Below are 26,791 nucleotides of genomic sequence, written 5' to 3' on the forward strand. Positions count from 1 at the left end.
AATGCATTCACTCCTAACCTCAAGAGCCTGTTCGGCTTTCGCAACCCTGTTTACATCGCCGACAACAAGTGCCAGAATAACCGCCGGCCAGCATCCAATAAACAGGCCTTGATGTCCTCTCCTGGAACCATCCACGAAGGCGCGCAGCCCCGGCAACCCATGCTGGTCCGGTTGGTTATTGCGCTGCCCAACTGGGGACTGCGCGTTCTGCTGTGGGTGCTGAGCCGCATCGTCTATCGCATCAGGGTCCTGGGCAAAGAGAACATCCCGCGCAAGGGCGGCGCGCTGCTGGTGTCGAACCACATGTCATTTGTGGATGTGGTACTCATCAGCGCGGCAGCCAACCGTCCCATTCGTTTTCTGATGTTCCGCGACGTCTATGACAGCCCCTTCATCAAACCGTTTGCGCTGCTGATGCGGGCGATTCCCATCCCCACTGAACTGCGCCCGCGGGACCTGATCGAGTCCTTCCGCGTGGCCAGTGCCGCCATCCGCGCCGGCGAACTGGTCTGCGTGTTCGCCGAAGGCCAGATCACGCGCACCGGCTCCATGCTACCTTTCCGCAAAGGCATGGAGCGGATCATCCGCGGCGTGGACGCGCCTATCATCCCGGTGAACCTGCACGGCGTGTGGGGAAGCATCTTCAGTTACGAGCGTGAGCGTTTTCTGTGGAAAGCCCCGCGGCGCATGCCGTATCCGGTGACGGTCAGCTTTGGCAAGTGGCTGCCTTCCACGGCGAGCGCGTCAGAGGTTCGGACGGCGGTGCAGGAACTGCATGCCGCGGCCTTTGAGGCCGATCGCGCGGCCGATCGCACGCTCGACCGCGTGCTGGTGCGCACCGCGCGCCGCTATCCGTGGCGTTTCTGTATGGGCGACGCGCGCTTCCCCAAAGTCAGCTTCGCTGACATGCTGCTCAAACTGATCTTCGTGACCCGGCGTCTGCGCGCACACTGGAAAGACCAGGAGATGGTGGGCGTGCTGTTGCCGCCGTCGGCCGGCGGCGCGCTGGTGAATTTCGCGGCCACGCTGCTGGGTAAAGTTCCAGTGAATTTGAATTACACCGCCAGCACTGAGGTGCTGGAATCCTGCGCGCAGCAGTGCAAGCTGCAAACGGTGATTACTTCCAAGCTGTTCATGGAGAAGCTGGCGGCCATCAACAAGATTGAAGTTCCCGCGCACACGGTGTATCTGGAAGACGTGCTGGCCAATCCTAAGACCAAGGAAAAGCTGGCGGCGCTGTTCATCGCCTTCTTCCTGCCGTATGCCCTGATGAAGCGCGTGCTGGGCGCGACGAAGCGCACCACCAACGATCTGGCCACCGTCATCTTTTCCAGCGGCAGCACGGGCGATCCCAAGGGCGTGATGCTCACCCATCACAACGTGCTGGCCAACATCCGCCAGATGACCCAGGTGTTCTCGTTCACCAGTGAAGACAAGCTGCTGGGCATACTGCCGTTCTTCCACGCGTTTGGCTTCACCGTAACCCTGTGGCTCACGGCGACCTACGGCGTAGGCGTGGTCTACCATCCCAGCCCGCTGGACGCGCAGATCATCGGCGAGATGACGCGCAAGTACAAAGCCACGTTCCTCATCGCCACGCCGACTTTTTTGCAGGCGTACATGCGCCGCATTCCGCGCGAAGACTTTGCCAGCCTGCGCTGCGTGCTGGTGGGAGCGGAAAAGCTATCGGAGCGCGTGGCGCGAGCCTTTGAGGACACGTTCGGCGTCCGGCCGCTGGAAGGTTACGGGTGCACCGAATGCTCGCCCGTGGTGGCGGTCAATATCTTTGATTTTCGCGGGCCGGGCATCGTGCAGCGCGGCGCGCGCCCGGGGACCATTGGCCAGCCGCTGCCCGGCGTGAGCATCCGCATTGTTGATCCAGATAGCGGCGCGGCGCTTTCGGCGAACACTCCGGGCATGCTGCTGGTACGCGGGCCCAACGTAATGCAGGGTTACCTAGGACGGCCGGAGAAGACGGCGGAAGTACTGCGCGACGGCTGGTACACCACTGGCGACATTGCCGCTGTCGCCGAAGACGGCTTCTTGACCATCACTGACCGGCTCAGCCGCTTCAGCAAGATCGCCGGCGAAATGGTCCCGCACGTGAAAGTGGAAGAGACGCTGCACGAACTGGCGGACACAGCGGAGCAGATTTTCGTAGTTTCCGCCGTGCCGGACGAGAAAAAAGGCGAGCGGCTGATCGTTTTGCACGTTCTCAGCGAAGACCAACTGGCGCCAATCCTGCAGAAGCTTGCGGAGTCCGACCTGCCGGCGCTGTGGAAGCCGCGCAAAGACCAGTTCTTCCGCGTGGACACCCTGCCCTACCTGGGCACCGGAAAGCTCGATCTGCGCGCATTGAAGACGCGAGCCAATGAAGTGGTGATGCCAGTCGCCGGGTGATCTTCCATTTACCAGATGGTGCGCAGCAACGGGCTGGCACGTAATCTCGCGTCGCGGGTGACCAAAGACATTCCTTCCGCCACGGCGGTCGCGCCAATCAACCGGTCGGCGGGATCGGCGGGAAAATCCGCGGGAAATTGAGCTGCCAGCGCTGCGACTTCGGGCGTGATCGGCTTGATGACCACCCCTTCGGTCAGCAGCCGGACCGAGGCATCCACCGTGCCAAAAGCTTGAATCCTACCGCGTGCAATGAGCATGGCCAGTTCCCACAGCGAAATGGAGGCAATGGCCACGCCATCCATTTTTTGCGCCTGCAAGATGGCGGCGTGGGCGGCATGGGACAGACGCTTCCGCTCAGCGACGGCCCACACCAACGCATGAGTATCCAGCAGGATCACCGCAGCGCGTCCCAGGTTTCCGCGGGCACAACCGGCGATTCAATGTCCCCGGTAATTTTCACGGTCCCTTCCAATCGTCCAAGAAAGGGCGCGGGAGTGTCGTCGGCTGGGATCAATTTGGCCACGGCCCGTCCGCGCTTGGTGATCAAGACGGTTTCTTTGGTTCTCTGCACGCTGTCCATCACCGCCAGGCAACGCGCCTTAAACTCGCCGGCAGGCATCTTCTTCATGGTTATATCATCCTGTTCATGGTCATAATAACATGACCATATTAAGAAGAGAAAGGATTTTGACGAATCCGCCGAGTACGGCAAACCGGCAAATGTGGCCTTCCACCGGCACACTTGCCCACCCAAGCCTTCGCCATCGACATATAATTGCCTCTTATGAAGAAAGTTGTCCGCGCCGCCTGCCCGCATGATTGTCCTGACGCTTGTGGCGTGCTGATTACCGTGGAAGACGGGCGCGCGACCAAGGTCCAGGGCGATCCCGCGCATCCGGTGACGCGCGGGTTTCTCTGCGCCAAAGTCACCAAGTACCTGGACCGCGTGTATTCCCCGGACCGCGTGCTGTACCCCATGCGGCGCATCGCGCCCAAGGGAAAAGGCAAGGGCGACGCCTCAGACTTTGCCCGCATCAGTTGGGACGAAGCGCTCAACGAAATTGCAGCGCGCTTCAAGCAAGTTTCCGCCGAGTTCGGCCCGGAAGCGATTCTCCCTTACTCCTACGCCGGCAACATGGGCGTGCTCACCTTTGCCGGTATGGCGTTCCGGTTCTTCCACCGGTTGGGCGCCTCGCAATTGAACCGCACCATCTGCGCCACGGCCGGCGCGGCGGGCAACATGTCGGTTACTGGGCGCAACATCGGGACGGAGCCGGAGCAATTCGCAAAATCGAAATACATTATTGCGTGGGGCGCCAACATCCACGGGACCAACATCCATCTGTGGCCGTTCATCGAAGAAGCGCGGCGCGACGGCGCCAAATTGGTGGTGATTGACCCGTATTTGACGCGCACCGCCAAGGCCGCCGACTGGTATCTGCCCATCAATCCCGGCACGGACGTGGCTCTGGCGTTGAGCATGATGCACGTGATCATCGGCGAAAACCTGCACGACGCTGACTACCTGAGCAAATACACCGTCGGCTTTGAGCAGCTGAAGCAGCGAGTGCAGGATTACCCGCCGGAAAAAGTCGCCCAATGGACCGGAATCTCCGCGGACGACATCCGCAAGCTGGCGCGGGACTACGCCACGCAACGCCCCGCCACCATTCGCGTGAACTACGGCGTGCAACGCGCGGAGAACGGAGGCTCCGCCGTTCGGGCCATCGCCATGCTGCCGTGCGTAACGGGGTCGTGGAAAGAAGTGGGCGGCGGGATGCAACTCTCGCTCAGCGGCTCGTTCGGGCTCAACAACCCGGCCCTGGAACGCCCTGACCTGATGGCCAAAAGCCCTCTGGGACGCGGCGCTCGCATGATCAACATGGTGGAGCTGGGCACGGCGCTTAACCAGCTCGACAATCCTCCGGTCAAGGCCGTGTTTGTTTTCAACTCCAACCCGGCCGTCGTCGCGCCCGACAACAACGAAGTGGTCCGTGGCTTCTCCCGGCCAGACCTGTTTACCGTAGTCCACGAACAGTTTTTTACTGACACCACGAATTTCGCGGACATCGTGCTGCCGGCAACCACGTTCTTTGAACACAAGGACCTGACCAAAGCGTACGGGCATACTTACGTACAGGTTTCCAATCAGGCGATTGCGCCGCTGGGCGAGTGCCGCTCCAATCATGACGTCTTCACCGATCTGGCCGCCCGTATGGGCTTCACCGAAGACTGCTTCCTCCAGAGTGTGGACGAGATGATTGACCTGGCCCTGGTCCCCAGCACCGGCAACCCGAGGTTGGACGGCTGGCTGGACGGCATCACGCGCGAGCGTCTGGAAAATGAAGGCCCCACGCGCCTGAACTTCGGCAACGGCGATGCCCCCTTCCTGCCCTACACGCAGGGAGGCTTCTTCACCCCCAGCGGCAAGGCTGAACTCTTCAGTGAAGCTCTGGCCGCCCAGGGCAAGGACCCGATTGCGGCGTTTGTTCCGCCGCAGGAATCACGGCATTCGGAAAAAGCCAAAAAGCTTCCGCTGGAACTGCTGTCGCGCAAGGCCGATAACTTCCTGAACTCCAGCTTCTGCAACGTGGATTCGGTCAAAAAAATGGAGCAGCCTGATCTGCTGGAGATCCACGCGGACGACGCCGGCCAACGCGGCATTCGCGAGGGCGACTGGGTGCGGGTCTTCAACAACCGCGGCGAAGTGCGGCTGCGCGCCCACGTCAACGGCGCGGTGCAGCGCGGCGTGGTGGCCGCCAAGTTGAACTGGGCCCGTCTGGCTCCTGACGGCAAGAGCATTAACGTGCTTACTTCTGAAACGCTTACCGACCTGGGAGAGGGTCCGGCGTTCTACTCATGCCTGGTGGAAGTTGAGCCGGTTTGCGGGCGTGAGCGCAGCGGGAGCCCGCAGGCGAAATCCTGAGCGAGCAGAGCGAGTCGAAGGATCTGCTATTAGCAGGCGTGAGCGATCCCGCATAGCGGGAGGAGCGGGAGGCTGCTGCCAACATCCTGAGCGACCCTGAGCCTTGCCTAAGGGGAGTCGAAGGATCTGTTTTTCTACGGCAGCAAGAATGCCGGCGACGATTAACGGCAAGCGTCGAAGAAATCCCACAAAAACCCCGCAAGGTTCCGGCAATGCGGCGTTCTTATCCCACGGAGTAGACCGTCTCGGGCAAGGGCCTGCTCCGGCGAACCACTGGATTTTGAAAGATGTACCGGCAAGTGATCGAGCCGATGAGGAGTTCATGGGAACCCACGTGTTGCTCCTCAAGGACGGAACTCTAACAGCGGAGTCACTAGGAAAAACGCCACGGGCGGGCGGAGGGCAAAAGCGCTGCGGTGGGCAGGCTACGGGCAGACGCTGAATGGTCAAGTGGCACTCCAGCGATAACTCCCGTATAATCTGAGTTTTCCCAACTTGTTCTGAGGGTAGTCATATCTTGGTGTCTTTCAAGGAAACCAGTCGGAAGTGCGCCTGCCTGTCGCTGACGCGGGTCCTCGTCCTGTGTCTTGTCGTCTTCTGGCTGGCCCCCGTGGTGGCCCAGCAAAATGGCCAACTCATTCAGGATATTGACGTCAGCGGCAACCGCAAGGTCCCCAGTGAGACCATCAAAGCCCGCATTTACAGCCGCGCGGGCGATGTTTACGACGAAGCCGCCTTGCAGCGCGACCTCCGCTCGGTATGGAACACCGGGTACTTTGACGACGTCCGGGTGGAACGCGAAGAGTCCCCCAAGGGCTGGATCATTCACTTTTACGTCCGGGAAAAACCCACCATCCGGACCATTGACTATCACGGGCTGAATTCGGTTTCCCAGAGTGACGTGCTGGAGCGCTACAAAAAAGCCAAGGTCGGCCTGACCGTGGACAGCCCTTACGATCCCACCAAAGTGATCAAAGCCAAAGTGGCCCTGCAGCAACTGCTGTCCGAGCACGGGCGCCAGTTCGCCGCCATCGCCGTTCAGGTGCAGCAGATACCGCCGGCTTCGGTGTCCGTGACCTTCAGTGTGAAAGAAGGTCCCAAGATCAAGGTGGGCAAGATCACTTTCCAAGGCAACCAGCATGTTCCCAGCCGCAAACTGCGCGCGGCCATGAAGAACCTGCATCCCATCGGCATTCCCAGCTCCATCTTCCTGGAAAACATCTTCAGCAAGACCTTTGACGCCTCCAAGCTGGAAGAGGACGCCGAGCGCGTGCGCGACGCCTTGCAGCAGCGCGGCTACTTCAAAGCCACCGTGGAAGACCCCAAGACCCAGTTGCGGGACGTGACCGGAGGCCTGCACATTCCGGTCATCCAGAAGCGGCCGGCCAAGGTGATGGACATTACCATCGCTCTGGAAGAAGGCCCCAAGTTCAAGCTCAAGGGCATCACGTTCAAGAACTACAAGGCCATCACCAACACGGTGATCATGCGCAATCTGTTCCCCATCAAAGACGGCGATACCTTTGATACACACATGCTGCAAAAAGGCATTGAGAACCTGCGCAAGGCCTACGGCGAACTGGGATTCATCAACTTTGCCCAGGTCCCCAGCTTTGACATTGATGACGAGAAGAAACTGATCAAGGTCAATATTGATATTGATGAAGGCAAGGCGTATTACGTTCGCCGGATCGAGTTTCAGGGAAACACTACCACCCGCGACCGCATTATCCGGCGCGAACTGTTGATCCAGGAAGGCCAGGTGTTCAACAGCCGGGCGTGGGAAGTGAGCGTGCTGCGCCTGAACCAGCTCAACTACTTTGAATCGCTGAAGCCGGAAGACGATACCGAACGCAAGCTCGACGACGCCAACGGGACCGTGGACCTGATCGTCAAGGTAAAAGAGAAAGGCAAGAACAGCATTGGACTCACTGGCGGCGTGAGCGGCCTGGAAGGCTCGTTCATCGGGCTGAATTACCAGACCAACAATTTCCTGGGACTGGGCGAGACCCTGACCGTCCAGGCCAACGTGGGCAGCCTTTCCCGCGTGCTGCTGTTTGGATTTACCGAGCCGTACATGTTTGACCGGCCGCTGCAACTGGGGTTCACGGTGTTCAGCCGGAAGTTTGATTTCAACCAGGCGCGCCAGGCTTCCATTGCCGCCAACCAGCAATTGAACCTGCCGACGTCCGTGCTCAACCAGTTGCTGAATTACAACCAGTCCAGCACAGGCTTCACCGCTTCAGCCAGCTACGCGCTGGGACATTCCTTTAAGCGCGTCGGGTTGACGTATTCGCTCGACAACACCACCATCAACACGTTCAGCGATGCTTCGCGCAATCTGTTCCAGACCCTGAATTTCCGCAACATTTCCGGTCCCAACGCGCTCAAGGGAATCGTTACCAGTTCGGTGACGCCGACGTTTGGGTTCAGCACCATTGATAATCCCATCCGTCCCCACAAAGGCAAGAGCCTGTTCATTTCCACCGAAGTGGCGGGGCTGGGCGGCAACGTAAAGTTCTATCGCCCGCTGATCGCGTACACGCAATGGAAGCCGCTGTACCACAACAACGTGCTGGGCGTGCACTTCCAGGGCAGCTTCATCAACGGCTTTGGCGGCGAAGCAGCGCCGCCCTACCAGCGCTTCTACATGGGCGGCGAAAACGATCTGCGCGGCTTTGACGTCCGCACCGTGTCACCGTACGTCTTTGTCACCACCATCCAGCCGTTCCAGTTGCACAACCCGGACGGCAGCCTGGTGCCGATTGATCCCACCAACCCGCGGCGAGGCAGCGTGATCGTGCCCATACCGGTCAACAACATCACCCTGCCCGGCGGCGATACCTCCCTGGTGGGCAACGTCGAGTACCGCATCAAAGTGTTCGGACCGGTGGTGCTGGCGCCTTTTGCCGACTTTGGCATGGACTTTGTCGCGCGGGACACGCAGTTGAAGATCGCCGGCGATGCCTTGACGCAACTGAACAGCACGGTGTTTGGCTGTCCCACCATCGTCGGGTTCCAGTGCGCCGGCGGCAACACCATCCCGTTCAGCGGCGCCTTGCAGCCGGTGCCGGGCACCAACTACGTGCCTCGCTTGTCCACCGGACTGGAATTGCAGGTCCTGCTGCCCATTGTGCAGCAGCCGTTCCGCGTTTACTACGCGTACAATCCGCTGACTCTGGACACCATTGTGCGCCAGCCCAGCCCGATCACCCGGGCCATGTTCCCCGCGGGCGCGATTGGCGACTTCAGCTTCCAGCAGGCCATTGCCACGCTGTCCCCGGACTTCCACCTGCAGGAGCCGAAAAAGACGTTCCGCTTCACCATCAGCACCACGTTCTAAAGGAGAAACCAGGTTTGACGCTGCCGGAGAACACAACCTATAATCGGACGTATTCGTCCCTTCTAAGGCAAGCAAGCATTCCTGTCGCGCAGGCGCTTTTGGGACCTCTGGTCCGGCCTGATGTGGAAGCAGCAGTGCAATCAAAAGAGAACGTAATAAGATCGAAGGAGTAATCTAAACCCATGTTTGGTACGTCAAAGATGCGAACCCTGTCCCTCAGCCTGGCGCTGAGCGCCCTATTGGCCCTGGTGGCAAATGCGCAAAGCGCAACGGCTCCGGCAACCAGCGCGGCGCCTGCCGGCGCCAAGATCGGCATCATCAACATTCAGGAAGCCATTGAGAACTGCGCCGAAGGCAAGAAGGAAGCTGATGCCCTGCAGGCCAAGTTCGGCGTGAAGCAAGCCGACCTGAAGAACCGCAAAGACGAGTTTGACAACCTGACCAAGCAACTGCAGGCACAGGGCGACAAACTGAGCGATGAAGAGCGCGCCAAACGGGTGAAAGACCTTGAAGGGCGGCAGAAAGGCCTGCAGCGCGATTACGAAGACTTCCAGAATGAAGTGCAAGGCGCCCAGCAGGAAGTGATCAACCGCATCGGCTCCAAAATGATGGTGGTGCTGGGCAAATACGCCAAAGCCAACAATTACACGGTGGTGATGGACGTTTCCACCGGGCAAACCGTCCTTTGGGCCAACGATGGCACGTTGATCACCAAGGAACTGGTGGACGCTTACAACGCGGAGAACCCGGTGTCCGGCGCACCCGCGGCGAAACCCGCGGCTGGCGCAGCGGCCAAGCCCCCCGCGCCCAGGCCCGCCGCTCCCGCTGCCACACCCAAGAAGCCGTAATTGTTTCGAACATGTTCCCAGGCCGCCGCCAATCGGCGGCCTTTTTTCGGCAAAGGTCATCTTTTCGGCTAGGTCATCCGCGATTTGCTCTTCCGCCCGTGCGAATGAAGATCGCGCCGTTGAAACACAAGTCTGAAAAAATAAATCTTAGGAGCCTCCAACCTCAATGTCGCACAAACTACAACTTCAGCTTCGCGTGTTCGGCCTTGCGTTGTGTTCGCTGTTTTCCATCCTCGCTGCCGCGCAGGGCGGTTCCGCACCCGGCAGCGCGCCCGCCAGGACAAAAATCGGCGTCGTGAGCAGCCAGGAAGCCATCCTGGCCACCGACGAGGGCAAGAAGGAGTCAGAGACCATACAACAGCGCTTCGGCCCCAGAGGCAACGCGCTGAAGGCCCAGAATGAAGAAATCGAGAAGTTGAAGTCCCAGTTGCAGGCCCAGAGCGACAAACTCAGCGACGCGGAACGCGCCAAACGAGCGAAAGAAATCAGCGAGAAACAAAAGACCCTGCAGCGCTCCTATGAAGACTTCCAGGCGGAGGTCCAGCAAGCGGAGCAGGAGATCATGACGCGGTTGGGCCAGAAGATGATCAAGGTCCTGGAGAAATACGCTGACAAGAACGGGTACGCGGTCATCCTGGATACCGCCAACCCGCAGACTCCAGTGGTGTGGGTCTACCCGGGAAACAACATTAACAAAGAACTGGTGGATGCTTACAACGCGGAGAACCCGGTCTCCGGCGCGCCTGCTGGCGGCGCGGCAAAGCCCGCAACACCCGCGGCCAAGCCCGCGGCGACACCAAAGAAACCGTAATTGTTCCGTAAATCTGCGCAGGCCGCCGCTTACCGGCGGCCTTTATTTTTTTCCATGACAGCTTCGCGTGGAGCTTGCGCGCCGCTCTCCGGTGTCAAATCTCTCACCGGAGGTACGGAATGTTTCTAGAAACTCTGCTTGAATCTTCGCCGGCTGCGCGCAAACGCAAACGCTGGCCCATGTTGACGGCGTTCACACTGGAGCTGACGGCCGCCGCGGTCCTCATCCTCATCCCGCTGTTTTCTACCGGCATTATTCCGATTTTTGCACGCGTACCGCAGCCGGCTTTGCACGTTGTGCGCGTGGCGGACAAGACCCCGGTGAAGCCGGCAGGTGGCGCGACCACGGGCGGAACCCGCGGCTCGGCTGCACGCTTCGTAGAGGTCGCAGCCATCGGGAACCAAATAAACTATCCGCCGCAGACTGACATCGGGCCGGCGAACGAACCCACCTACATCATTGGCAACTGCACCAGCAACTGTCTGCCGGATGGTCCGCCGACCGGTGGCAACAGTTCTCGTCCTCAGCCAGGACCGGCGACGCCGGGCAGAATCTCCGTCCTGTCAGAAGGCCGGCTGCTCCACCGGGTGGAACCGGTCTACCCGCATCCCGCAACCGTCATCCATTTGCAGGGCGTGGTCAAGCTGCATGCGCTCATCGCCAAGGACGGCACGGTGCAAAGCCTGAACGTAATCAGCGGCCATCCGCTGCTGGCCGCCGCCGCGATTGACGCCGTCCAGCAGTGGCGTTATCGCCCGTACATTTTGAATGGCGAGCCGGTGGAAGTGGAGACGTTCATCACCGTGACTTTCAAGAGGAATGGGGATTAGCTTTCAGTGTTGGCGCAGACCCGTGGGAATCCCGGACAAGCTCAGGCGAACCCATCAGTTCCCGGCCGGACGGGGATTCCCCGGCCGGCCTTAGCTTTTCTGTGGAAAAATCTGTGCAATTCGCATCGTCAGGATTCCCGGCTGGCGCTTTTCCCGTGACTTACGGGACGTTTGCCCAAATCGTGTTGCAATTGCAAACTGTAGATTTCGCACAACTTACGTTGCATCCGTTGCAAGCGAAATGAGTTGCAGAGGCTGGGGGAGCAAGCTTGCACCAGGAATCAAGGATTTACACATTTTCGGGGAGCAACGAATGCCACTTGTGAGCATCATTGGTTCTCGCCCACCTTAAGCACGGCCAGAAAGGCTTCCTGGGGGATGTCCACACGGCCAATGCGTTTCATGCGCTTCTTGCCCTCTTTTTGCTTTTCTAAAAGCTTGCGTTTGCGCGTGATATCACCGCCGTAACACTTGGCCAGGACATTTTTGCGAATAGCCGACACGGTTTCACGGGCAATGATCTTGGCGCCGATGGAGGCCTGAATCGGCACCTCAAACATCTGCCGCGGGATCAGCTCCCGCATCTTGGAAACCAGCGCCCGCCCGCGTTCGTAAGCGAAGTCGTGGTGCACGATGATGGAGAGCGCGTCCACCGGCTCGCCGGCCACCAGAATGTCCAGCTTGACCATGGGCGACTCCCACGTACCGGACAGATGATAGTCGAGCGAAGCGTAGCCGCGGGAGACGGTCTTCAGCCGGTCATAGAAATCCAAAACAATTTCATTGAGCGGCAGCTCGTAGGTGAGCATCACCCGGCTGGCGCTCACGTACTCAAAACCTTTCTGCTTGCCGCGCTTGTCTTCCACCAGCTTGAGTATCCCGCCGACGTACTCTTCGTTGGTCAGGATGGTGGCCATGATCACCGGCTCTTCAATCTTGGCAATCTCGCTGGGCGAGGGCCAGCGCGAAGGGTTGTCAACCTCGATCTTCTCTTTGTCCGTTTTGGTGATCAGGTAGCGCACTGAAGGAGCGGTGGTGATCAGCTCCAGCCCAAACTCGCGCTCCAGGCGCTCCTGGATGATTTCCATGTGCAGCAGGCCGAGAAAACCACAGCGGAACCCGAAGCCCAGCGCGGCGGAGCTTTCCGGCTCAAAGAAAAAAGACGAGTCGTTAAGCCGCAGTTTTTCCAGGGCCTCGCGCAGCGCCGTGTGCTCATGGGCGTCCACGGTGTAGAGTCCGGCGAAGACCATGGGCTTGAGTTCTTCGAAGCCGGGAAGGGGCTCGATGGCAGGGCGCGCGTCGTCCGTGATGGTGTCGCCGATCTTGGTGTCCGAAACCGTCTTGTTGTTGGCGATCATGAAGCCCACTTCGCCCGCCACCAGTTCGTCAATCTCCACCGCCTTGGGCGTCAGCACGCCGAGCGTCTCAACATCCAGCGTCTTTCCGTTCCACCACAGACGGACTTTCATTCCTTTGCGCAGCGTCCCCTGGAACAGCCGGGTCAGCACGATCACGCCGCGATAGGGATCAAACCAGGAATCAAAAATCAGCGCTTGCAGCGGATTGCCGGGATCGCCTTTGGGCGGTGGAAGACGATGCACAATCGCTTCCAAAAGCTCCGGCACGCCCAGACCGCTTTTGGCGCTGACCAGCACGGCGTCTTTGCAGTCCAGGCCCACGGTCTGCTCGATCATCTCTTTGACGCGCGGAATGTCCGCGCTGGGAAGATCAATTTTGTTGATGACCGGGATAATTTCCAGATGGTTGTTGATGGCCAGGTAAGCGTTGGCCAGGGTCTGCGCTTCCACGCCCTGGGCGGCGTCCACCACCAGCAGCGCGCCTTCACACGAGGCGAGCGAGCGGGAAACCTCGTAAGAAAAGTCCACGTGGCCGGGCGTGTCAATGAGATTGAGCTGGTACTCTTCGCCATTTTTCGCGGTGTACTTCATGCGCACGGCGTGGGCCTTGATGGTGATGCCGCGTTCCCGCTCCAGGTCCATGGCGTCCAGAACCTGGGCATGCATCTCACGCATGGCGAGCGACCCCGTCAGCTCCAGGAGCCGGTCAGAGAGCGTGGATTTGCCATGATCAATGTGCGCGATGATGGCAAAATTGCGGATGTGTGAACGGTCCATCGGATGGGCTTCTTTTCTATTCTAGCATCTGCGGGAATGGCGCTTTCGTAGAGGCAGAGAAACCCAAAACCCTTGAAACACGGAGGAACAGAGGTAACGGAGGACTTCGACGCAATCCTGCCTCCATCTATTCTGTAGTTTCCTGATTCAGGTTCTCTTCCGTAGTTTCAGCGTCTTGCGCTTTTGAGTTCTCAAATTATCGATTACCCGATCTTGGCAATCACCATTTTCCCTCCCCTTCCTCCTTTCCTCCGTGTTTCAAAGATGTTGGGCTTTGCTCTGGCGCAGATCGCACTATTGCGCAACCCTTGACGCTCCCGTTATGCTGCAACGTTCCCGCTTCCTCGGAGGATTGCCCATGCGCCGCCTGCTCGTCGTTCTACTACTGTTTTTCTCAGTTGCCGCCGCTCAGTCACAGCCTGCACCATCCATCAAAGACTTCATCCGCGAACAGTCGCCGGTGATCGCGCTGGAACACGTCCGGGTGATTGACGGCACGGGCGCGGCGGCCAGGAACGATCAGACCATCGTGATCTCGGGCGGGAAGATTGCGGCCATCGGCGCCAGCGGTTCGGTGCAGGTCCCGGCGGACGCCAAGCGGATGGACTTCAGCGGATACTCGGCGTTGCCCGGGATGGTGGGCATGCATGACCACATCTTCTATCCTGCGGGCGGCGGGCTGTACCACGACATGCCGCTTACCTTCCCCCGGCTCTACCTGGCGATGGGCGTCACCACGATTCGCACCACGGGAAGCATTGAACCCTATCTGGACCTGGAGTTGAAGAAAGGCATTGACGCGGGCAAGCTGATCGGCCCCAAGATCAACATGACCGGGCCGTACCTGGAAGGCGAGGGGCTGCCGCTGCTGCAGGTGCACGGCCTGAAAGATCCGGACGACGCGCGCCGCACCGTGGCGTACTGGGCGGAAGAGGGCGCGCGGTCATTCAAAGCCTATAACTTCGTTACCCGCGCCGAACTCAAAGCGGCCATCGAAGAAGCGCACAAGCGCGGGATCAAAGTGACGGGACATTTGTGTTCCATCGGGTTCCGCGAAGCAGCTGAGCTGGGCATTGACGACCTGGAACATGGGCTCACCGTGGATACGGAGTTTCATCCTGACAAGAAGCCGGACGTTTGCCCCAATCCCACGCAGGCCGTGGTCGCGGCGAACAAACTGGACGTGAACGGCCCGGAGATCCAAGCGACGATCAAAGTGCTGGTGCAGCATCACGTGGCATTGACTTCAACCCTGCCGGTGTTTGAGCAATACGTGACCACGCGGCCGGACGAGCCGCAGAAGGTGCTCGACGCGCTGAGCGAGGACGCGCGCAAAGCTTACCAGGCCAACCGCACGCGCATTGCGCAGAACAAAGAAAGCCCTTGGCCGGCGATGTTCCAGAAAGAAATGGAATTTGAACGGGCGTTTGTCAAAGCCGGCGGCGTGCTGCTGGCCGGCCTGGATCCGACGGGCATTGGCGGGACCATCGCCGGTTACGGCGACCAGCGTGAAGTGGAGTTGCTGGTGGAAGCCGGGTTCACGCCGCTGGAAGCTATCAAGATCGCCACGCTCAACGGCGCGGAGTTTATGGGAGAGCAGACGCATGTGGGCTCGCTGGCAGTGGGCAAGCAGGCGGACATTATGGTGGTGAAGGGCGACCCCTCGTCGGCGATCACCGACATTGAGAACGTTGAAGTGGTCTTCAAAGACGGTGTGGGATGGGACACAAAGAAGCTGGTCGAGTCGGTGAGGGGACAGGTGGGCGTAAGGTAGGACGTACGCGGATTCGCGCGGATGAACGCGGACAAGAATCCTGAGCGGAGCGAAGGATCCCTATGATCGCCAGAATGTTCAGTTCTGAAAGTATGAAGCTAGTCTCCACGATCGCCATTCTCGGCGTCGCGCTGGCCTCCGGCTGCAAACTCTACACCATGCAGGCTGCCGCGCCGAGCGATGCGCCTTCCGCACAGGCGACGCCGTCCGTGACCAAAACCGCCACGAAATGGAAGACGGTAGAGGAGTTCGACTACGCGTGGAGGCCGGGGCAAGCTTCTGCGCACTTCAAGCTTGAGCTGCCGGAAGGTTACGACGATCCGGGCGACTTCACGCGAATTCACATTCAGGTGAAAGGGCAACCGGAGTTCGTGCTGGACAATCAAGATGGGTGGATTGCGTACAACAGCCAGGAACAGCCGTCTGATGTTTATGCCAAGTTGGCGAAGCAGAATCTGGCGCAATCGAAATACGTGCTGGTTCTGCCTGACTCCCCGAGCGCGAGCGAGCCGCCGTTGTTGTTTCTCCGCAGCTGGGTCTATGCCAGCGACGCGGAGCGGCTGCACGTGATCGGGTTCAAGCCGTCCGGCGGGCCGATCACGCTGCTGAATACAGAGCTGGACCTAGAAGCAGTGGTGGACCTGGACAGCGACGGGCATCCAGAGATCGTCGGGATGCCGTGCATGAGCCAGGAATCGGGGCCCGGAATCTTAACCTACGATCCTCACCACGTTTACAAAGTGCCGCATCCCATCACGGAGCCGGCCAAGCTGTCTGTTGAACTGTCCAAGGCATACAACCTGAAGCACTATTACGGATGGGCTGGGCCGGATTGCAGCGAGAAACTCGTCGTGGTCTTGCATCCGCCCTCTGGCGGAAAGCCGGTGATTATGGACGCTGCGGAGGCGGAGAAACTGATGAAGCAAGCGCCAAACCGCAAGAAATAGTTTTTTATTTGTTAAGAGGGAGCTTCGAGAAAATTCCCTGGAGCTGCATGGTAGCAGAAGCATCCTCGGGGTCCTTCGACTCGCCCTCGCGTTCGCTCGGACTCGCTCAGGATGACAAATCTAGTGGAGTTTGTATAACCGAAACATCTTGGGTATTACCCGCGGAATGCAACCTGACAATCTACAATGAAGCAGCCGCTCATCCTCGCATCAGCTTCTCCGCGCCGGCAGGAACTGTTGCGCCAAGCCGGAATTATGTTCGAAGTGGACCCGGCGCACATCGCCGAAGACCAGAAGCCGGGCGAGGAGCCGCTGGCTTATGCGCTGCGGCTGGCGGAAGAGAAAGCGCGGGCCGTCGCCATCCGGCATCCGGGCCGCTACGTGCTCGGCGCGGACACGATTGTAGTTGTGGATTCGGAAGTCCTGGGGAAGCCGCTGGACCAGGCTGACGCCGCGCGCATGCTGCGAAAGCTTTCAGGCCGCACACATGAGGTGACCACCGCGGTGAGCCTGATTTCGCCAAGCCAGATTTTGCCGGGCGTGATTGCGCCCAGTCGCGCCTCGCCGAGCGAGAGCGGCGCGCCGGCAAAAGCCGACACGCGGTCCTGCACCACGAGGGTGTTCTTCAGGAAGATCGCGGAAGAAGAAATTCAGAAGTACGTCGCCGGGGGCGAACCCATGGATAAAGCCGGAGCTTACGCGATCCAGGGTGGAGCTGCCCAATGGGCCGACCGCATGGAGGGGGAGTATTCCAATGTGGTTGGATTACCTCTGCAGTTAATAGCAGAAATGTTAAGAGCCGGCGGGCTCGCCTGAGATTGCCGGGTTTTATTTCTTGTCCGCGGCAGGCGTCGAAGGCTGCTGGTCTTTCTCGCCTTCTTTCATCGCGCCTTTGAAGTTCTTGATCGCGTCGCCCAGTCCTTTGCCCAGATCGCCGAGCTTGCTGGGGCCGAAGAAAATGAGGGCTATGCAAAGGATGATAAGCAGTTCCGGAACGCCAATTTTTCCACCAAACATTTTTTCCACTCCATCCGGAACCGCCGTTGCGCGAGCGTTCCGCTGGTCTTAAAGGTTTAACTTACAGGACTTAGATTGTAGGCCATGATCGCATGGGGAGTCAAAGAAACTGTGGAACTTGAGTAACTTAGCCGCAGGAGCGATTAGTTTCTTTAATAAAAACCCCTGGAATTTACAGGGTTTCAATCATGCTGGTGAGCAGGGCGGTGCGCCGGGGCAATTCCTCCAAAACAATGGACTCGTGCGCGGCATGAGCGCCTTCCCCCACGGCGCCCAGGCCGTCAAGTGTGGGCACTCCCAGCGCGGAGGTGAAGTTGCCGTCCGACCCGCCGCCGGTGGCGGCTTCATCCAGTTCCATGCCGATCTTTTTCGCCTGTTCCTGCGCCGCGCGGAACAAACGTACGGTCCCTTCCGTGCGCTCCATGGGCGGACGATTCAACCCTCCGGTGACCTCCAGAGTGCACGCGGGATCGAACGGCTTCAATGCGGCGAAGCGGGCTTCGAGCTCTTTGGCGTCAGCGGCGCGGGCGATGCGAATGTCCACTTCGGCACAGGCTTCCGCAGCCACCACGTTGGTCCGCGTGCCGCCCTGGACCACGCCGGGGTTTACCGTAATGCCACGGGCCAGATCAGTAAACTTGGCCACCTCCAGGACCTGGCGCGCCAGCTCCACCACGGCGCTGTGGCCTTTTTCAAAATCCACGCCGGCGTGGGAGGCGCGTCCGCGAACGCGAATGGTGAAGTCGCCCACACCTTTGCGCGCGGTCTTCAAGCAGCCTTGCACGCCTTGCGACGGCTCCAGGACCAGCGCGGCCTCGCAATTCTTGGCCGTGGCTTCCACCAGAGGACGGCCGGTCGCGCTGCCGACTTCTTCGTCGCTATCCAGCAGCACGGTCACCGGGCGATGGGCGGCGCCGCTGGTGCGCAACGCGCGCAGCGCAAACAGCATCATGGTGATGCCGGCTTTCATGTCATAGACGCCGGGGCCGAAAGCGCGTCCGCCTTCGATGCGGAACGGCATCTTCCTGAGCGTGCCCAGGGGCCACACGGTATCAAAGTGGCCGAGCAGCAGCACCGGTTTGTCGGCCGTACCAGGAATCGCTGTGCCGGGGAACTCAGCTTTCAGGTTGTCTCCGGCGTCCTTTTGCCGATCAAAGGTGACCTTGCCGCCCAGACGCTCAAACTCCTGGGCCAGGTATTCGCCCAACTGGTCGAGCGCCGGCTTGTTGTCACTGGGCGACTCCATCTCCACCAGGCGTCTGAGCGTTTCCAGCATGTCTGGCAAGTGCTGCTGGCAGAATTGGTGGTAGGCGACCACGGATTGTCCGGCGCTCGGGTTGGGCATGTGGCGAAGGAATGATAAATCGTAGGGGATGAGGAAGGCGAGATTCGCTGAACGGCCGATCAGGCGGTTGGTAGGCTTTGCGCAGTAAATCCTCTATAATTCGCGACTGAATGAGTGAGACAGCCACTTCGCAAAAAGCTGACGCGCCCGCGGCCGACGGCCAGGCCGGGCTGCTGGACATCACGCAGATCCAGGCCATTCTGCCGCACCGCTACCCTTTTCTTCTGATTGACCGCGTGCTGGAGATTGAACGCAAGAAGAAAATCGTGGCCATCAAGAACGTCACCATCAATGAGCCGTTCTTCCAGGGACATTTTCCCGGCGTCCCCGTCATGCCCGGCGTGCTGCTGGTGGAGGCCATGGCCCAGACCGGGGGCGTGCTGCTGCTCACCGAAGTAGCGGACCGCGGCGACAAGCTGATTATGTTCACCGGCATTGAGCGGGCGCGCTTCCGCCGGCCGGTGGTGCCCGGCGACCAGGTGCGGTTTGAAGTAGAACTGCTGGCCTGGAAGGAGACGCACGGCGCCATCATCGTGCGCATGGCGGGCAAAGCGCTGGTGGAAGGCAAGCTGGCGTGTGAAGGCACGGTGAGCGCGCAACTGGTCAGCCGCGAACGCGGACGCCAGGATTCCGGTTCGGCGTCCAACCCAAACGCATGATCCATCCCACGGCAGTCATTGATCCCAGCGCCAAGGTCCCGGCGTCCTGCATGGTTGGGCCGCATTGTACGATTGGCGCGCACGTTGAACTGGGCGAGAGCTGCGAGCTCATCTCCCACGTGACGATTCACGGCCCGGCGAAGATTGGCGCGCGCAACCGCTTCTTCCCCTTCTGCGCGATTGGCGGCGAGCCCCAGGACCTGACCTACAAAGGCGAGCCGACCCGCCTGGAAATCGGCGACGACAACCTGTTTCGCGAGTTCGTCACCGTAAACCGCGGCACGGTGAAAGGCGGCGGGCTGACGCGCGTGGGCAGCCACACGCTGATCATGGCGTACGCCCACATCGCCCACGATTGCGTGGTGGGCGACCACGTGATCATGGCCAACGCCGCCACACTCGCCGGACACGTCACGATTCAAGAGTGGGCGTCAGTAGGAGCGTTTTCCGCGGTCCACCAGTTTGACGTGGTGGGCGCGCACGCCTACATCGGCGGCGGGACGATTGTCACGCGCGACGTTCTGCCTTTTTCCAAGACCGTGGCGCCACGCGACGCCAAAGCCTACGGAGTGAACTCCATCGGCCTGGAACGCCGCGGCTTCAGCAAAGAGCGCATACAGAAAATCCAGAAGGCGTTCCGAATCCTGCTCAATTCCAAACTCAACACCACCCAGGCGCTGGAAGAACTAAAGGCCTCAGGCGACCAGGGTGAAGACGTGGCCATGCTGATTGCGTTCATTGAGAAGTCTGAGCGCGGCGTGATCAAATGACCGCGGCAAAACCTTACCGCTGATGAACGCTGATACACGCAGATCAAACGCAAAATCTCGCACGCTGATGCCTTTCGGACACTTGATACACTGTGACCGTGCCCTCTGACAAAAAACTAGGACTCATCGCCGGCAACGGCAGCTTTCCCCTGTTGCTGCTCGACGCTGCGCGGGCGCAAGGCGCAGAGGTTATCGTGGCGGCGATCAAGGAAGAAACATCGCCCCTGATTGAGCAACGCGGCGCTGCGGCGGTGCACTGGATGTCCCTGGGTGAACTGGGCAAGCTGATTGACACTTTCAAGCGCGAAGGCGTGACCACCGCCGTGATGGCCGGGCAGGTCAAGCACAAGCAGATTTTTTCCAGCATCCGGCCCGATTGGCGGCTGGCCAAGGTGTTGTTCTCCCTGGGCACGCGCAACACCGATTCGTTGATTGGCGCGGTGGCCAAGGTCCTGGAAGAGGAAGGCATCCATCTGATCAGTTCCACTTCTTATCTGGAGCCCTTGCTGGCCAAGCCGGGCGTGCTCACCAGGCGCGCGCCGAGTGAGGCCGAGCAGAAGAATGTCGCTTACGGACGCCAGGTAGCGCGGCATCTTGCGCAATTCGATATCGGCCAGACGGTGGTCATTGCGGAAGCGGCGTGCGTTGCGGTGGAAGCCATGGAAGGAACCGATGCGACCATTGCGCGCGCGGGCGAGATCATGAAGAGCCTGGGGAATGACGCTCACGCGGCCGATGCCGGTCCGGCGGCACTAAGCCGCGCTCTCACCGTGGTAAAGGTTGCCAAGCCGAACCAGGACATGCGCTTTGACGTGCCGGTGGTTGGCGTGAAGACCATTGCGACCATGCAGCAGGCCGGCGCGACCTGCCTGGCCGTGGACGCCGGAAAATGTTTGTTTCTCGACGGCGACAAAATCACCACCACCGCCGACCAGGCGGGGATCGCGATTACTGCGGAATAGGCGCAGCGCCGGCTCGCCGGGCGAGCATGGAAGCGTACGTCCGGCTGAGCAGATCACACACCACAGCTTCCTGCTCATGGTGCCGCGAACGGAACATGCGGTTCAAATGCATGTGCGCGAAGTTGGCGGCCAAATCTGGAATCGGTTGACCAAGTTCCTTGGCTTTTTGCAGATTTTCCAGTTGCTCGCGGATGGTTTGCAACCGGGCGGAGTAGCGCTCCAGCGCTGCGACGGCTTTCTCCGGAATGATTGCTGCCTTGTCGGCTTCGGCAGCCTGGCCCACCGTCTTTCCTGTCTCGAATTCCGCGATCAAGGCGGACAAAGTTTGCCGCTGGGTGCGAAAGGTTTGTGCCATTTGCTGCTTGTAATCCTGATCAATCACAAATTGCTGTTCGCGGGCCCGCGCCATGTTTCGGGCCAAAGATTCCTTTTCCTCGAGAGCCAGGCCGAGCGTGGAGAGCAAGCGGTCCACGCCGCAACAGGCCAGTTGCCAGCGCAAGTCAGCGTCGCCAAGATCGGAGATGAGCTGGAGCAAGTCAAGGCACAGTTCGCTGTCCACTTCAAAGAGATGCTCGGCAATCCCGACGCCGGCTGGGCCGCCATAGCGCTCAGCCTCAGGCTCGTAAGCGTCAAATTGCAGCCGCCACAAAGTCCCCTGGCGCTGGTGGTCTTCCGCCAACTGTCGGAGCCGCGGCAGCACATGAAGGTTGAGCAGCGCGGGGTTGCCGTGAAAGCGGAGCCGCAAGTGCCAGTTAGGATCGCCATAGCGGAGGAAGAACCAGCGATCAGCCAGACCCGCGGACATCACTTCCGCCACCAGCGGCTGGACCAGCTCGAGCAGGAGCCGGTCCGCGTGCGATGGGCTGCAGTAGAGCTTGGCGAACAGCCAGTCTGATCCCATCTCCAATGGTGAACCAGGCGACGCCGCTCTGGCTGGGAGCGCGGCGGAAGCGGGCTGGCTGTCCTGTGCCGGCGACGCTTCCAGCGGCTTGCCGACAGCAGGCGCCTCGGTTGCCGGTGCAGGGACTGCCGGCCGCGTGCGCACCATCGGCAGAATAATTTCATGGACAAAGCTGCCTTCCGGCCCGCGGACCGACAATGCGTCCGGCGGTGGGAACATTTCCACCAGCACCGTCTCCGTCTGCTTTCTGATGTGTTCAAGGAACGTTTCCACGGCCAGCGGGTTTTCAAAATCAATAAGGAGTTGGTTGTCGAACTCGGCGATATAGGCAAAGCGTGGGACCAGGTTTGCTTGGCGCCATTGCGGAACAGAAGTGCGACCCTGAGCGAGATCGAGCGCCGTTTCCTGGTTGATGCGCCAGCAAGCCAGCGAAAAAACGATGTTGCCCAGCGTGACGCGCGGCAAGAACGCGGCTTTTCCCGCGGCTCCCCAGTCCCAAAACAAGTCAGAGAGAGTTCCCTGACTCTGCAACAGGCAAAGAAATTTGTAGAGCTTCAAGCTGCGGGGACTGCCAAAGTTGTGCGCCGAGGTCAGCCGGGGCAACACCTCAGCGCCCAGGCGTCGCGAGCGAAGAACGATGCGGCCATCGCGCAGCGATACCGTCAAATCAGAGAGCGCGATCTGCCTCTCCGCCGGCACTCCGGGCGTAGCCAGCAGAGGAATTTCGTACTGCCGCAGTACGGGCCGGCAAAGCACGTTGCCCACGCGGCCCTCGGGGAGATGGACAATCTCAGCGAATACAACGCCGCTCGCATGGATGGCTTCTTCAGCGTTGATGTGCGCTTGCACAAACTCCGCGAGTCGCTCGTCGGCATGGCGGAAACGGGCCAGGAGGTTGACGCCCGAAGGACCAAAGATGGTATGCGCGTAAAAGCTTGGCTGGCCACCGGGCGAGCGAAGCGAAGCGCCCATGACGGAGAAGGCGTCCGGCAGAGGGAGCGGATTGGCGGCTTTCAATTGGTCCAGTATCTCGGGGTCCAGATCGAGGACAATTTCGTTCTTCGCGCGTAGCTCTTCCAGGCGGCGCTCCAGAACGAGCCGGCGCGGTTGGGCTTCGTCGGGCGGCGCTTCTTCGACCGGACGAAAATCAATGCCGTCGAGCAGCGGCTCGGCGGTAGGGTTGTCTTCATTCTCAAAACCAATGCCGACTTCGTCATCGAGCGCCTCCAGGAGTGAAATCTCCTGGTCGCGATAGCGATCTTGAAATTCCTCCTTGAATTGCTGGAAGGCTGAAGGGCTGGCAACGTCGAAGATGGAATGGAGCGTTTGAATCGCGGCCAGAACGTCGTTCACCACCTGCCTGTCCAACGAAGCCGCTGCGGCCGGCTTGATGACATCCACCTGGACCAGCCGTCCCGGCCGGAATTCACCGCCCAGGCTGGAGACGGCGTTCACGATCCGGTCATAGGCGGCAGGGTCGGCGCCCAGGCCGCTGCGGTCCAGGGCACGCAGATCTTCGGCAAGCGCGCGCAGTTGGGCGGCGAGGCTTGGGGCTTGCGCCTGCTCGATCTGCTCAATCATGTGCAGAATGGCTTCGGCGCCGGTGACCGGAGGCACCAGGTCGGCGACCAGGAGTTGTGATTCAATGAGCCGGCCAACGAATTCGTCTGCTTCCTCGGGCTTGATCTCAGGGTCCCTTGCTGCCAGAGCGAAGCCCAGTTCGCCCGCCGTAGCGCCGGAAGCGGCCCGCGACAACGTTGCATCCAGAGCGGGTGTGGGATCGGTGGCAACCAGTTGAAAGACGTGGTCGCCCTGCTGCCAGTCGCCCCGCACATGGTGGTACTTGCCGGCAGCCAGATGCAGCGTGGTGTTGCAACGAAACCGGAGATTGCCGCGCAACGCCGGATCAGCCATCAGGTGGTCAGCCAGACCGCAGAGGTATTCCATGTCCAGGCGAGTGCTGCGGCGGTATTGGCTGCTGGGGCCAAGCTCCAGGCGGGTTACGTCCGTGATCTCGCCGGTGCTGCAGCCGGCGAAGGCGCCGAAGGGAGTTGCCCGCGCCGTCATGCGAGCCAGGTAACGATACAAGGCCTGCTCTATCTTCCTGCCCTTTGCGCCTCCCGGATCATCCCGCCAGGTGGTAAGCGATTGCGAAAATTCCGGGGAGGCGATCCACAGGGCTTCGCGCACCTCCGGACGTTCGACCCAGCGGCGGAGATGGGTGCGGGCCGCTGCACGGTCATCGACCGCCGCGGACTGGCCGGGCGGAGAATCCGCCGCCAGCGAAGAGAGCTTCAGATATTCCTCAATAGGAAGCAGCGGCGTGCGCAGGACAAAAAATCCTGAGCTGGCGTATTCATCGCTTAGCAACGAATTCTTCTCTTCCGCGAGGTCTGCTTGCTTGCCCCGGCCAACAAGCTTATTTGGGGACGGCGGCGCCTTTAGTCACCTGCTGATTGCCCTTGGTTATCTGCTGATTCCCCTTGGTGATCTGCTGATTCCCCTTGGTTATCTGCTGATTTCCTTTGGTAATCTGCTGGTTTCCTTTGGTCAGCTGCTGATTGCCTTTGGTCAGCTGCTGATTGGAACGAGCTTGGCCGGGCGGCGGCGGCGTGAGCTGCTTGTTGGCGTTGTTTCCCTTGGTAATCTGCTGGTTGCCTTTGGTGATCTGCTGATTGCCCTTGGTTATCTGCTGGTTGCCCTTAGTCAGTTGCTTGTTCTGAGTTTGGCAGCCTTCCGAGTATCGGCAGGTACCGGTGTTTTGACCAACGGCTTTTTGCGGCTGGCCGCTTTTCGCGGCGACGCCGCTCTGGTTCTGCTGACGCAGGGTCTGCTGTTTGACCTGAAGCTTGCCGTTGTTGGCGGCAGGCGCTTGACCAGCGGTCTTGGCGGTGTTGGGCTTGCTCGTCGCCGCCGGGGGCTTGCTGCCCTTCAGCACCTGCGACTCCATCCGCATGCCGCCTCCGGCCAATCCCAGCATGGACAGCAACGCGACCCAATGTTTGCGCATGATTCTTCTCCTTGGATTTTCCCGCTTCGCCCCTTCGAACGCGGAACAGGGTTACTCTACCATCTTGCGGCGCGAAATACGGCAACTTTTCTAGCAAGCTTCAACCCGGCCCGGCGGCGAGAGTTGCTGTGGTCAGCCCTGTGCTGGCCGAAATTCGGAAGCTGTGGGTAGTTCCAGAAGGTCTCCGTGGCAGCTAGAATGGACGCATGGCCATCCCGTTTAGCGACTACGCGGCGCTCGTGCAGGAACGTCTGGAGAAAGTCTACGGAATCCCGGTGATCACCCGGGACATTCCCGACCCGCTCACCGGCGACCTGGACGGCGCGGAGATTGACATTGACTATCTCACCACACCGGAGCAGCGTCTGTTCCTGCTGGGCCACCTTTTCGGCCACACCGTGCAGTGGGACACCGACCCCGGCTCGTTTGAGCTAGGCAAGCAGGTGCAGCCTCCGGTGGACGAAAAACTGTTTCCCGCGATCCTGGCCTACGAAGGCGAAGCCGGCCGCTACGGGCTGACCTTGCTGCGCGAATCCGGCGTTACCAGCGCGGACGTGCACCAGTGGTTCTCCAACTATACGGCCAGCGACCAGGCCTACCTGCTGGACTTCTACCGCAGCGGCGCCAAGCACCACGACTTCAAGAGCTTCTGGCGGGACAACGCGCCGCTGGTGGAGCCCAAGCCCATTCCGCCCTTCAAGCCGAAGAAAAGAGTGTTCCGGATGGACGGCGTGGTGATCTGAAGGCCACTTCAAAACGCGTTCCGCTCTGTGTCGCCCCTCCGGGGCTCGACTTCGTCTCGACGCCAACCCACCCTTCCGGCTTCGCTTGCGCTCGCCTCAGGACGCCACCCCAGCGCACGAAGCGTGCGCCGGGGACCCCGGGTGGGCTAGGCTGTTTCGCGCCTTCGGCGCTTGACCCTCGTCTCTAGCGAATGCTGCACAGGGGCACGATGTCGCCATAAGCGGCGCCGCGCGTCCAAGCCTCGTTAGGCAGGAACTGCGTGCCATCAGAGCGGCGAACGTCAATGCGGTTGGTATTGACGGCAACAGCATCGGCCATGCCGTCGCCGGTGACGTCTACAAAATAGGTCCCAACTCCGCCGTAGAACGGCCCGACGATCCACAAATAAGGCGGCAGAAACCGTTGGCCATCCGAGAGGCCCACCAGGACGCCTTCGGTGGTCACCATGATGGCGTCGGCTTTGCCATCACCGTTCACGTCAGCGAAGTAGTAAGCAAGCACTTTGCCTCTGGGGCGGTCCCAATCGCGGCTGCGGTCGCGGTCGCGGCCGCGGTCCCGGTCGCCCCAACGGTTTCGGCCTCCCTGGAACAGGCCTTCCATCCAAAGTTCATTGCCCATAAACCTCCGGCCATCGGAGCGGCGGACGGTGATCCCGTTGCGGTTCACGGCGATGGCATCGGCGCGGCCGTCGCCATCCACATCGGCAAAGTAAGTGCCCAGCTCTCCGTAAAAAGGCTCGTTGGTCCAGGCTTCATTGGGAAGGAACTGCCGGCCATCGGAACGCCGCACCACAATGCCGTCAGGGTTGACGACGATGGCATCGGCGCGGCGGCGGGCGCGGCCGCCTGTAACGTCGGCAAAGTAGAGGTTGTGGCGCCCGTACAGGCTGCCGAAGAACGGGCCGTTGGTCCAAGCCTCGTTGCCCAGGAACCCGCGGCCGTCAGAGACGCGGACGTCAAGGCCGTTGAGGTTGGAGACAATGGCGTCGGCGCGGCCGTCACCCGTGACGTCGGCAAAGTAGATGTTAGCGGTGCCGGATTCGTCGCTGCCGAAGAACCCGCGCGGGGACCAGGTGTTAGGACGCAAGAAACGCGAGCCGTCAGACGGGCGGACGGAGATTCCGTTCTTGTACACGGTGATGAGGTCAGCCCTGCCGCTGCCGGTGACGTCAGCAAACTGCGTGCCCGCAGACATTGGCGAACAGCCTCCCGGCCCTTGCCCGACTGCCAAAGCCGTGAGCAGCGCGCACGCCAGCGCCAGCCCGACGATGTATTGAAGAGTGTTGCGTTGCCAAGAATTCATTTTGCCCATGTTCATTTTGCCCGCCCCTCCGAGGCATGTGGTGAACCGAAGATCAGTTTACCCCGCG

21 protein-coding genes are annotated in these 26,791 nt (G+C 60.4%); 13 read left to right on the forward strand and 8 right to left on the reverse strand.

The window, feature by feature from the left end; all coding sequences use genetic code 11:
* Window positions 1-111 precede the first annotated feature (111 nt).
* Entirely contained in the window at window positions 112-2,400 is a 2,289-nt protein-coding gene (locus LAO20_02350; protein ID MBZ5530248.1) for an AMP-binding protein, read from the forward strand.
* Window positions 2,401-2,408: 8 nt separating this feature from the next.
* Here the strand turns inward: LAO20_02350 and LAO20_02355 are convergent, their stop codons facing one another.
* Together LAO20_02355 and LAO20_02360 are read right to left on the reverse strand one after the other, a co-directional pair.
* Window positions 2,409-2,798, reverse strand: coding sequence for a type II toxin-antitoxin system VapC family toxin (locus LAO20_02355; GenBank protein MBZ5530249.1), 390 nt, complete (start codon window positions 2,796-2,798; stop codon window positions 2,409-2,411).
* The gene (locus LAO20_02360) at window positions 2,795-3,028 is read right to left on the reverse strand and encodes a type II toxin-antitoxin system Phd/YefM family antitoxin (protein MBZ5530250.1); all 234 of its coding nucleotides are present in this window, start codon (window positions 3,026-3,028) and stop codon (window positions 2,795-2,797) included. Before LAO20_02360 ends, LAO20_02355 begins: the two co-directional genes overlap by 4 nt.
* Before the next feature lie 156 nt (window positions 3,029-3,184).
* On the opposite strand from LAO20_02360, the gene LAO20_02365 reads away from it, so the two are divergent.
* From LAO20_02365 to LAO20_02385, 5 genes are all read left to right on the forward strand, one after another.
* A complete protein-coding gene (locus tag LAO20_02365) occupies window positions 3,185-5,326 on the forward strand; it encodes a molybdopterin-dependent oxidoreductase (GenBank protein MBZ5530251.1) in 2,142 nt (713 codons plus the stop codon).
* 601 nt (window positions 5,327-5,927) lie between these two features.
* Window positions 5,928-8,669: an outer membrane protein assembly factor BamA gene (gene bamA / locus LAO20_02370; protein ID MBZ5530252.1), complete on the forward strand. Its 2,742-nt coding sequence runs from the start codon at window positions 5,928-5,930 to the stop codon at window positions 8,667-8,669.
* A gap of 200 nt (window positions 8,670-8,869) precedes the next feature.
* Window positions 8,870-9,517 (forward strand): OmpH family outer membrane protein, encoded by a 648-nt coding sequence (locus LAO20_02375; protein MBZ5530253.1) that lies wholly within the window; start codon window positions 8,870-8,872, stop codon window positions 9,515-9,517.
* Window positions 9,518-9,683: 166 nt separating this feature from the next.
* Window positions 9,684-10,328 (forward strand): OmpH family outer membrane protein, encoded by a 645-nt coding sequence (locus LAO20_02380; GenBank protein ID MBZ5530254.1) that lies wholly within the window; start codon window positions 9,684-9,686, stop codon window positions 10,326-10,328.
* Between the two features lie 119 nt (window positions 10,329-10,447).
* Window positions 10,448-11,158 carry an energy transducer TonB gene (locus LAO20_02385; protein MBZ5530255.1) on the forward strand — a complete coding sequence of 237 codons (711 nt, stop codon included), beginning with the start codon at window positions 10,448-10,450 and terminating at the stop codon, window positions 11,156-11,158.
* Window positions 11,159-11,487: 329 nt separating this feature from the next.
* Here the strand turns inward: LAO20_02385 and lepA are convergent, their stop codons facing one another.
* The gene (gene lepA / locus LAO20_02390; GenBank protein MBZ5530256.1) at window positions 11,488-13,293 is read right to left on the reverse strand and encodes a translation elongation factor 4; all 1,806 of its coding nucleotides are present in this window, start codon (window positions 13,291-13,293) and stop codon (window positions 11,488-11,490) included.
* Between the two features lie 358 nt (window positions 13,294-13,651).
* Here lepA and LAO20_02395 point away from each other — a divergent pair, with 358 nt between their 5' ends.
* From LAO20_02395 to LAO20_02405, 3 genes are all read left to right on the forward strand, one after another.
* Window positions 13,652-15,067, forward strand: a complete 1,416-nt coding sequence (locus tag LAO20_02395; GenBank protein ID MBZ5530257.1) for an amidohydrolase family protein — start codon at window positions 13,652-13,654, stop codon at window positions 15,065-15,067.
* Between the two features lie 92 nt (window positions 15,068-15,159).
* Entirely contained in the window at window positions 15,160-16,014 is an 855-nt protein-coding gene (locus tag LAO20_02400) for a hypothetical protein (GenBank protein MBZ5530258.1), read from the forward strand.
* A gap of 186 nt (window positions 16,015-16,200) precedes the next feature.
* A complete protein-coding gene (locus tag LAO20_02405; protein MBZ5530259.1) occupies window positions 16,201-16,830 on the forward strand; it encodes a Maf family protein in 630 nt (209 codons plus the stop codon).
* Between the two features lie 12 nt (window positions 16,831-16,842).
* Here the strand turns inward: LAO20_02405 and tatA are convergent, their stop codons facing one another.
* Window positions 16,843-17,031 carry a twin-arginine translocase TatA/TatE family subunit gene (tatA, locus tag LAO20_02410; protein ID MBZ5530260.1) on the reverse strand — a complete coding sequence of 63 codons (189 nt, stop codon included), beginning with the start codon at window positions 17,029-17,031 and terminating at the stop codon, window positions 16,843-16,845.
* A gap of 172 nt (window positions 17,032-17,203) precedes the next feature.
* The gene (locus LAO20_02415) at window positions 17,204-18,307 is read right to left on the reverse strand and encodes a M20 family metallopeptidase (GenBank protein ID MBZ5530261.1); all 1,104 of its coding nucleotides are present in this window, start codon (window positions 18,305-18,307) and stop codon (window positions 17,204-17,206) included.
* Window positions 18,308-18,486: 179 nt separating this feature from the next.
* On the opposite strand from LAO20_02415, the gene fabZ reads away from it, so the two are divergent.
* The 3 genes from fabZ to lpxI all read left to right on the forward strand — a co-directional run bounded on the left by fabZ (window position 18,487) and on the right by lpxI (window position 20,767).
* The gene (gene fabZ, locus LAO20_02420; GenBank protein MBZ5530262.1) at window positions 18,487-19,035 is read left to right on the forward strand and encodes a 3-hydroxyacyl-ACP dehydratase FabZ; all 549 of its coding nucleotides are present in this window, start codon (window positions 18,487-18,489) and stop codon (window positions 19,033-19,035) included.
* Window positions 19,032-19,805, forward strand: coding sequence for an acyl-ACP--UDP-N-acetylglucosamine O-acyltransferase (gene lpxA / locus LAO20_02425; protein ID MBZ5530263.1), 774 nt, complete (start codon window positions 19,032-19,034; stop codon window positions 19,803-19,805). The genes fabZ and lpxA overlap by 4 nt, the downstream gene beginning before the upstream one ends.
* A gap of 92 nt (window positions 19,806-19,897) precedes the next feature.
* Window positions 19,898-20,767: a UDP-2,3-diacylglucosamine diphosphatase LpxI gene (lpxI, locus tag LAO20_02430; protein MBZ5530264.1), complete on the forward strand. Its 870-nt coding sequence runs from the start codon at window positions 19,898-19,900 to the stop codon at window positions 20,765-20,767.
* Here lpxI and LAO20_02435 read toward each other — a convergent pair.
* Both LAO20_02435 and LAO20_02440 read right to left on the reverse strand, forming a co-directional pair.
* Complete coding sequence (locus tag LAO20_02435; GenBank protein MBZ5530265.1) at window positions 20,754-24,038, reverse strand: lantibiotic dehydratase; 3,285 nt, start codon at window positions 24,036-24,038, stop codon at window positions 20,754-20,756. The genes lpxI and LAO20_02435 overlap by 14 nt on opposite strands.
* 49 nt (window positions 24,039-24,087) lie before the next feature.
* A complete protein-coding gene (locus tag LAO20_02440; protein ID MBZ5530266.1) occupies window positions 24,088-24,606 on the reverse strand; it encodes a hypothetical protein in 519 nt (172 codons plus the stop codon).
* 278 nt (window positions 24,607-24,884) lie between these two features.
* Here LAO20_02440 and LAO20_02445 point away from each other — a divergent pair, with 278 nt between their 5' ends.
* Window positions 24,885-25,421 (forward strand): hypothetical protein, encoded by a 537-nt coding sequence (locus LAO20_02445; GenBank protein ID MBZ5530267.1) that lies wholly within the window; start codon window positions 24,885-24,887, stop codon window positions 25,419-25,421.
* A gap of 184 nt (window positions 25,422-25,605) precedes the next feature.
* Here LAO20_02445 and LAO20_02450 read toward each other — a convergent pair whose 3' ends face one another.
* Window positions 25,606-26,724 carry a VCBS repeat-containing protein gene (locus LAO20_02450; GenBank protein ID MBZ5530268.1) on the reverse strand — a complete coding sequence of 373 codons (1,119 nt, stop codon included), beginning with the start codon at window positions 26,722-26,724 and terminating at the stop codon, window positions 25,606-25,608.
* Window positions 26,725-26,791: the final 67 nt, after the last annotated feature.

The sequence above is a fragment of the Terriglobia bacterium genome (assembly GCA_020072815.1).
Taxonomy (GTDB): domain Bacteria; phylum Acidobacteriota; class Terriglobia; order Terriglobales; family Acidobacteriaceae; genus Angelobacter.

Bases quoted from the DNA above. Each gene is read 5' to 3' on its own strand.
- LAO20_02350 (MBZ5530248.1), top strand. From the start codon at position 112: ATGTCCTCTCCTGGAACCATCCACGAAGGCGCGCAGCCCCGGCAACCC.
- LAO20_02360 (MBZ5530250.1), bottom strand. From the start codon at position 3,028: ATGAAGAAGATGCCTGCCGGCGAGTTTAAGGCGCGTTGCCTGGCGGTG.
- LAO20_02365 (MBZ5530251.1), top strand. From the start codon at position 3,185: ATGAAGAAAGTTGTCCGCGCCGCCTGCCCGCATGATTGTCCTGACGCT.
- LAO20_02375 (MBZ5530253.1), top strand. From the start codon at position 8,870: ATGCGAACCCTGTCCCTCAGCCTGGCGCTGAGCGCCCTATTGGCCCTG.
- LAO20_02380 (MBZ5530254.1), top strand. From the start codon at position 9,684: ATGTCGCACAAACTACAACTTCAGCTTCGCGTGTTCGGCCTTGCGTTG.
- LAO20_02385 (MBZ5530255.1), top strand. From the start codon at position 10,448: ATGTTTCTAGAAACTCTGCTTGAATCTTCGCCGGCTGCGCGCAAACGC.
- lepA (MBZ5530256.1), bottom strand. From the start codon at position 13,293: ATGGACCGTTCACACATCCGCAATTTTGCCATCATCGCGCACATTGAT.
- LAO20_02395 (MBZ5530257.1), top strand. From the start codon at position 13,652: ATGCGCCGCCTGCTCGTCGTTCTACTACTGTTTTTCTCAGTTGCCGCC.
- LAO20_02400 (MBZ5530258.1), top strand. From the start codon at position 15,160: ATGAAGCTAGTCTCCACGATCGCCATTCTCGGCGTCGCGCTGGCCTCC.
- LAO20_02405 (MBZ5530259.1), top strand. From the start codon at position 16,201: ATGAAGCAGCCGCTCATCCTCGCATCAGCTTCTCCGCGCCGGCAGGAA.
- tatA (MBZ5530260.1), bottom strand. From the start codon at position 17,031: ATGTTTGGTGGAAAAATTGGCGTTCCGGAACTGCTTATCATCCTTTGC.
- LAO20_02415 (MBZ5530261.1), bottom strand. From the start codon at position 18,307: ATGCTGGAAACGCTCAGACGCCTGGTGGAGATGGAGTCGCCCAGTGAC.
- fabZ (MBZ5530262.1), top strand. From the start codon at position 18,487: ATGAGTGAGACAGCCACTTCGCAAAAAGCTGACGCGCCCGCGGCCGAC.
- lpxA (MBZ5530263.1), top strand. From the start codon at position 19,032: ATGATCCATCCCACGGCAGTCATTGATCCCAGCGCCAAGGTCCCGGCG.
- LAO20_02445 (MBZ5530267.1), top strand. From the start codon at position 24,885: ATGGCCATCCCGTTTAGCGACTACGCGGCGCTCGTGCAGGAACGTCTG.
- LAO20_02450 (MBZ5530268.1), bottom strand. From the start codon at position 26,724: ATGAATTCTTGGCAACGCAACACTCTTCAATACATCGTCGGGCTGGCG.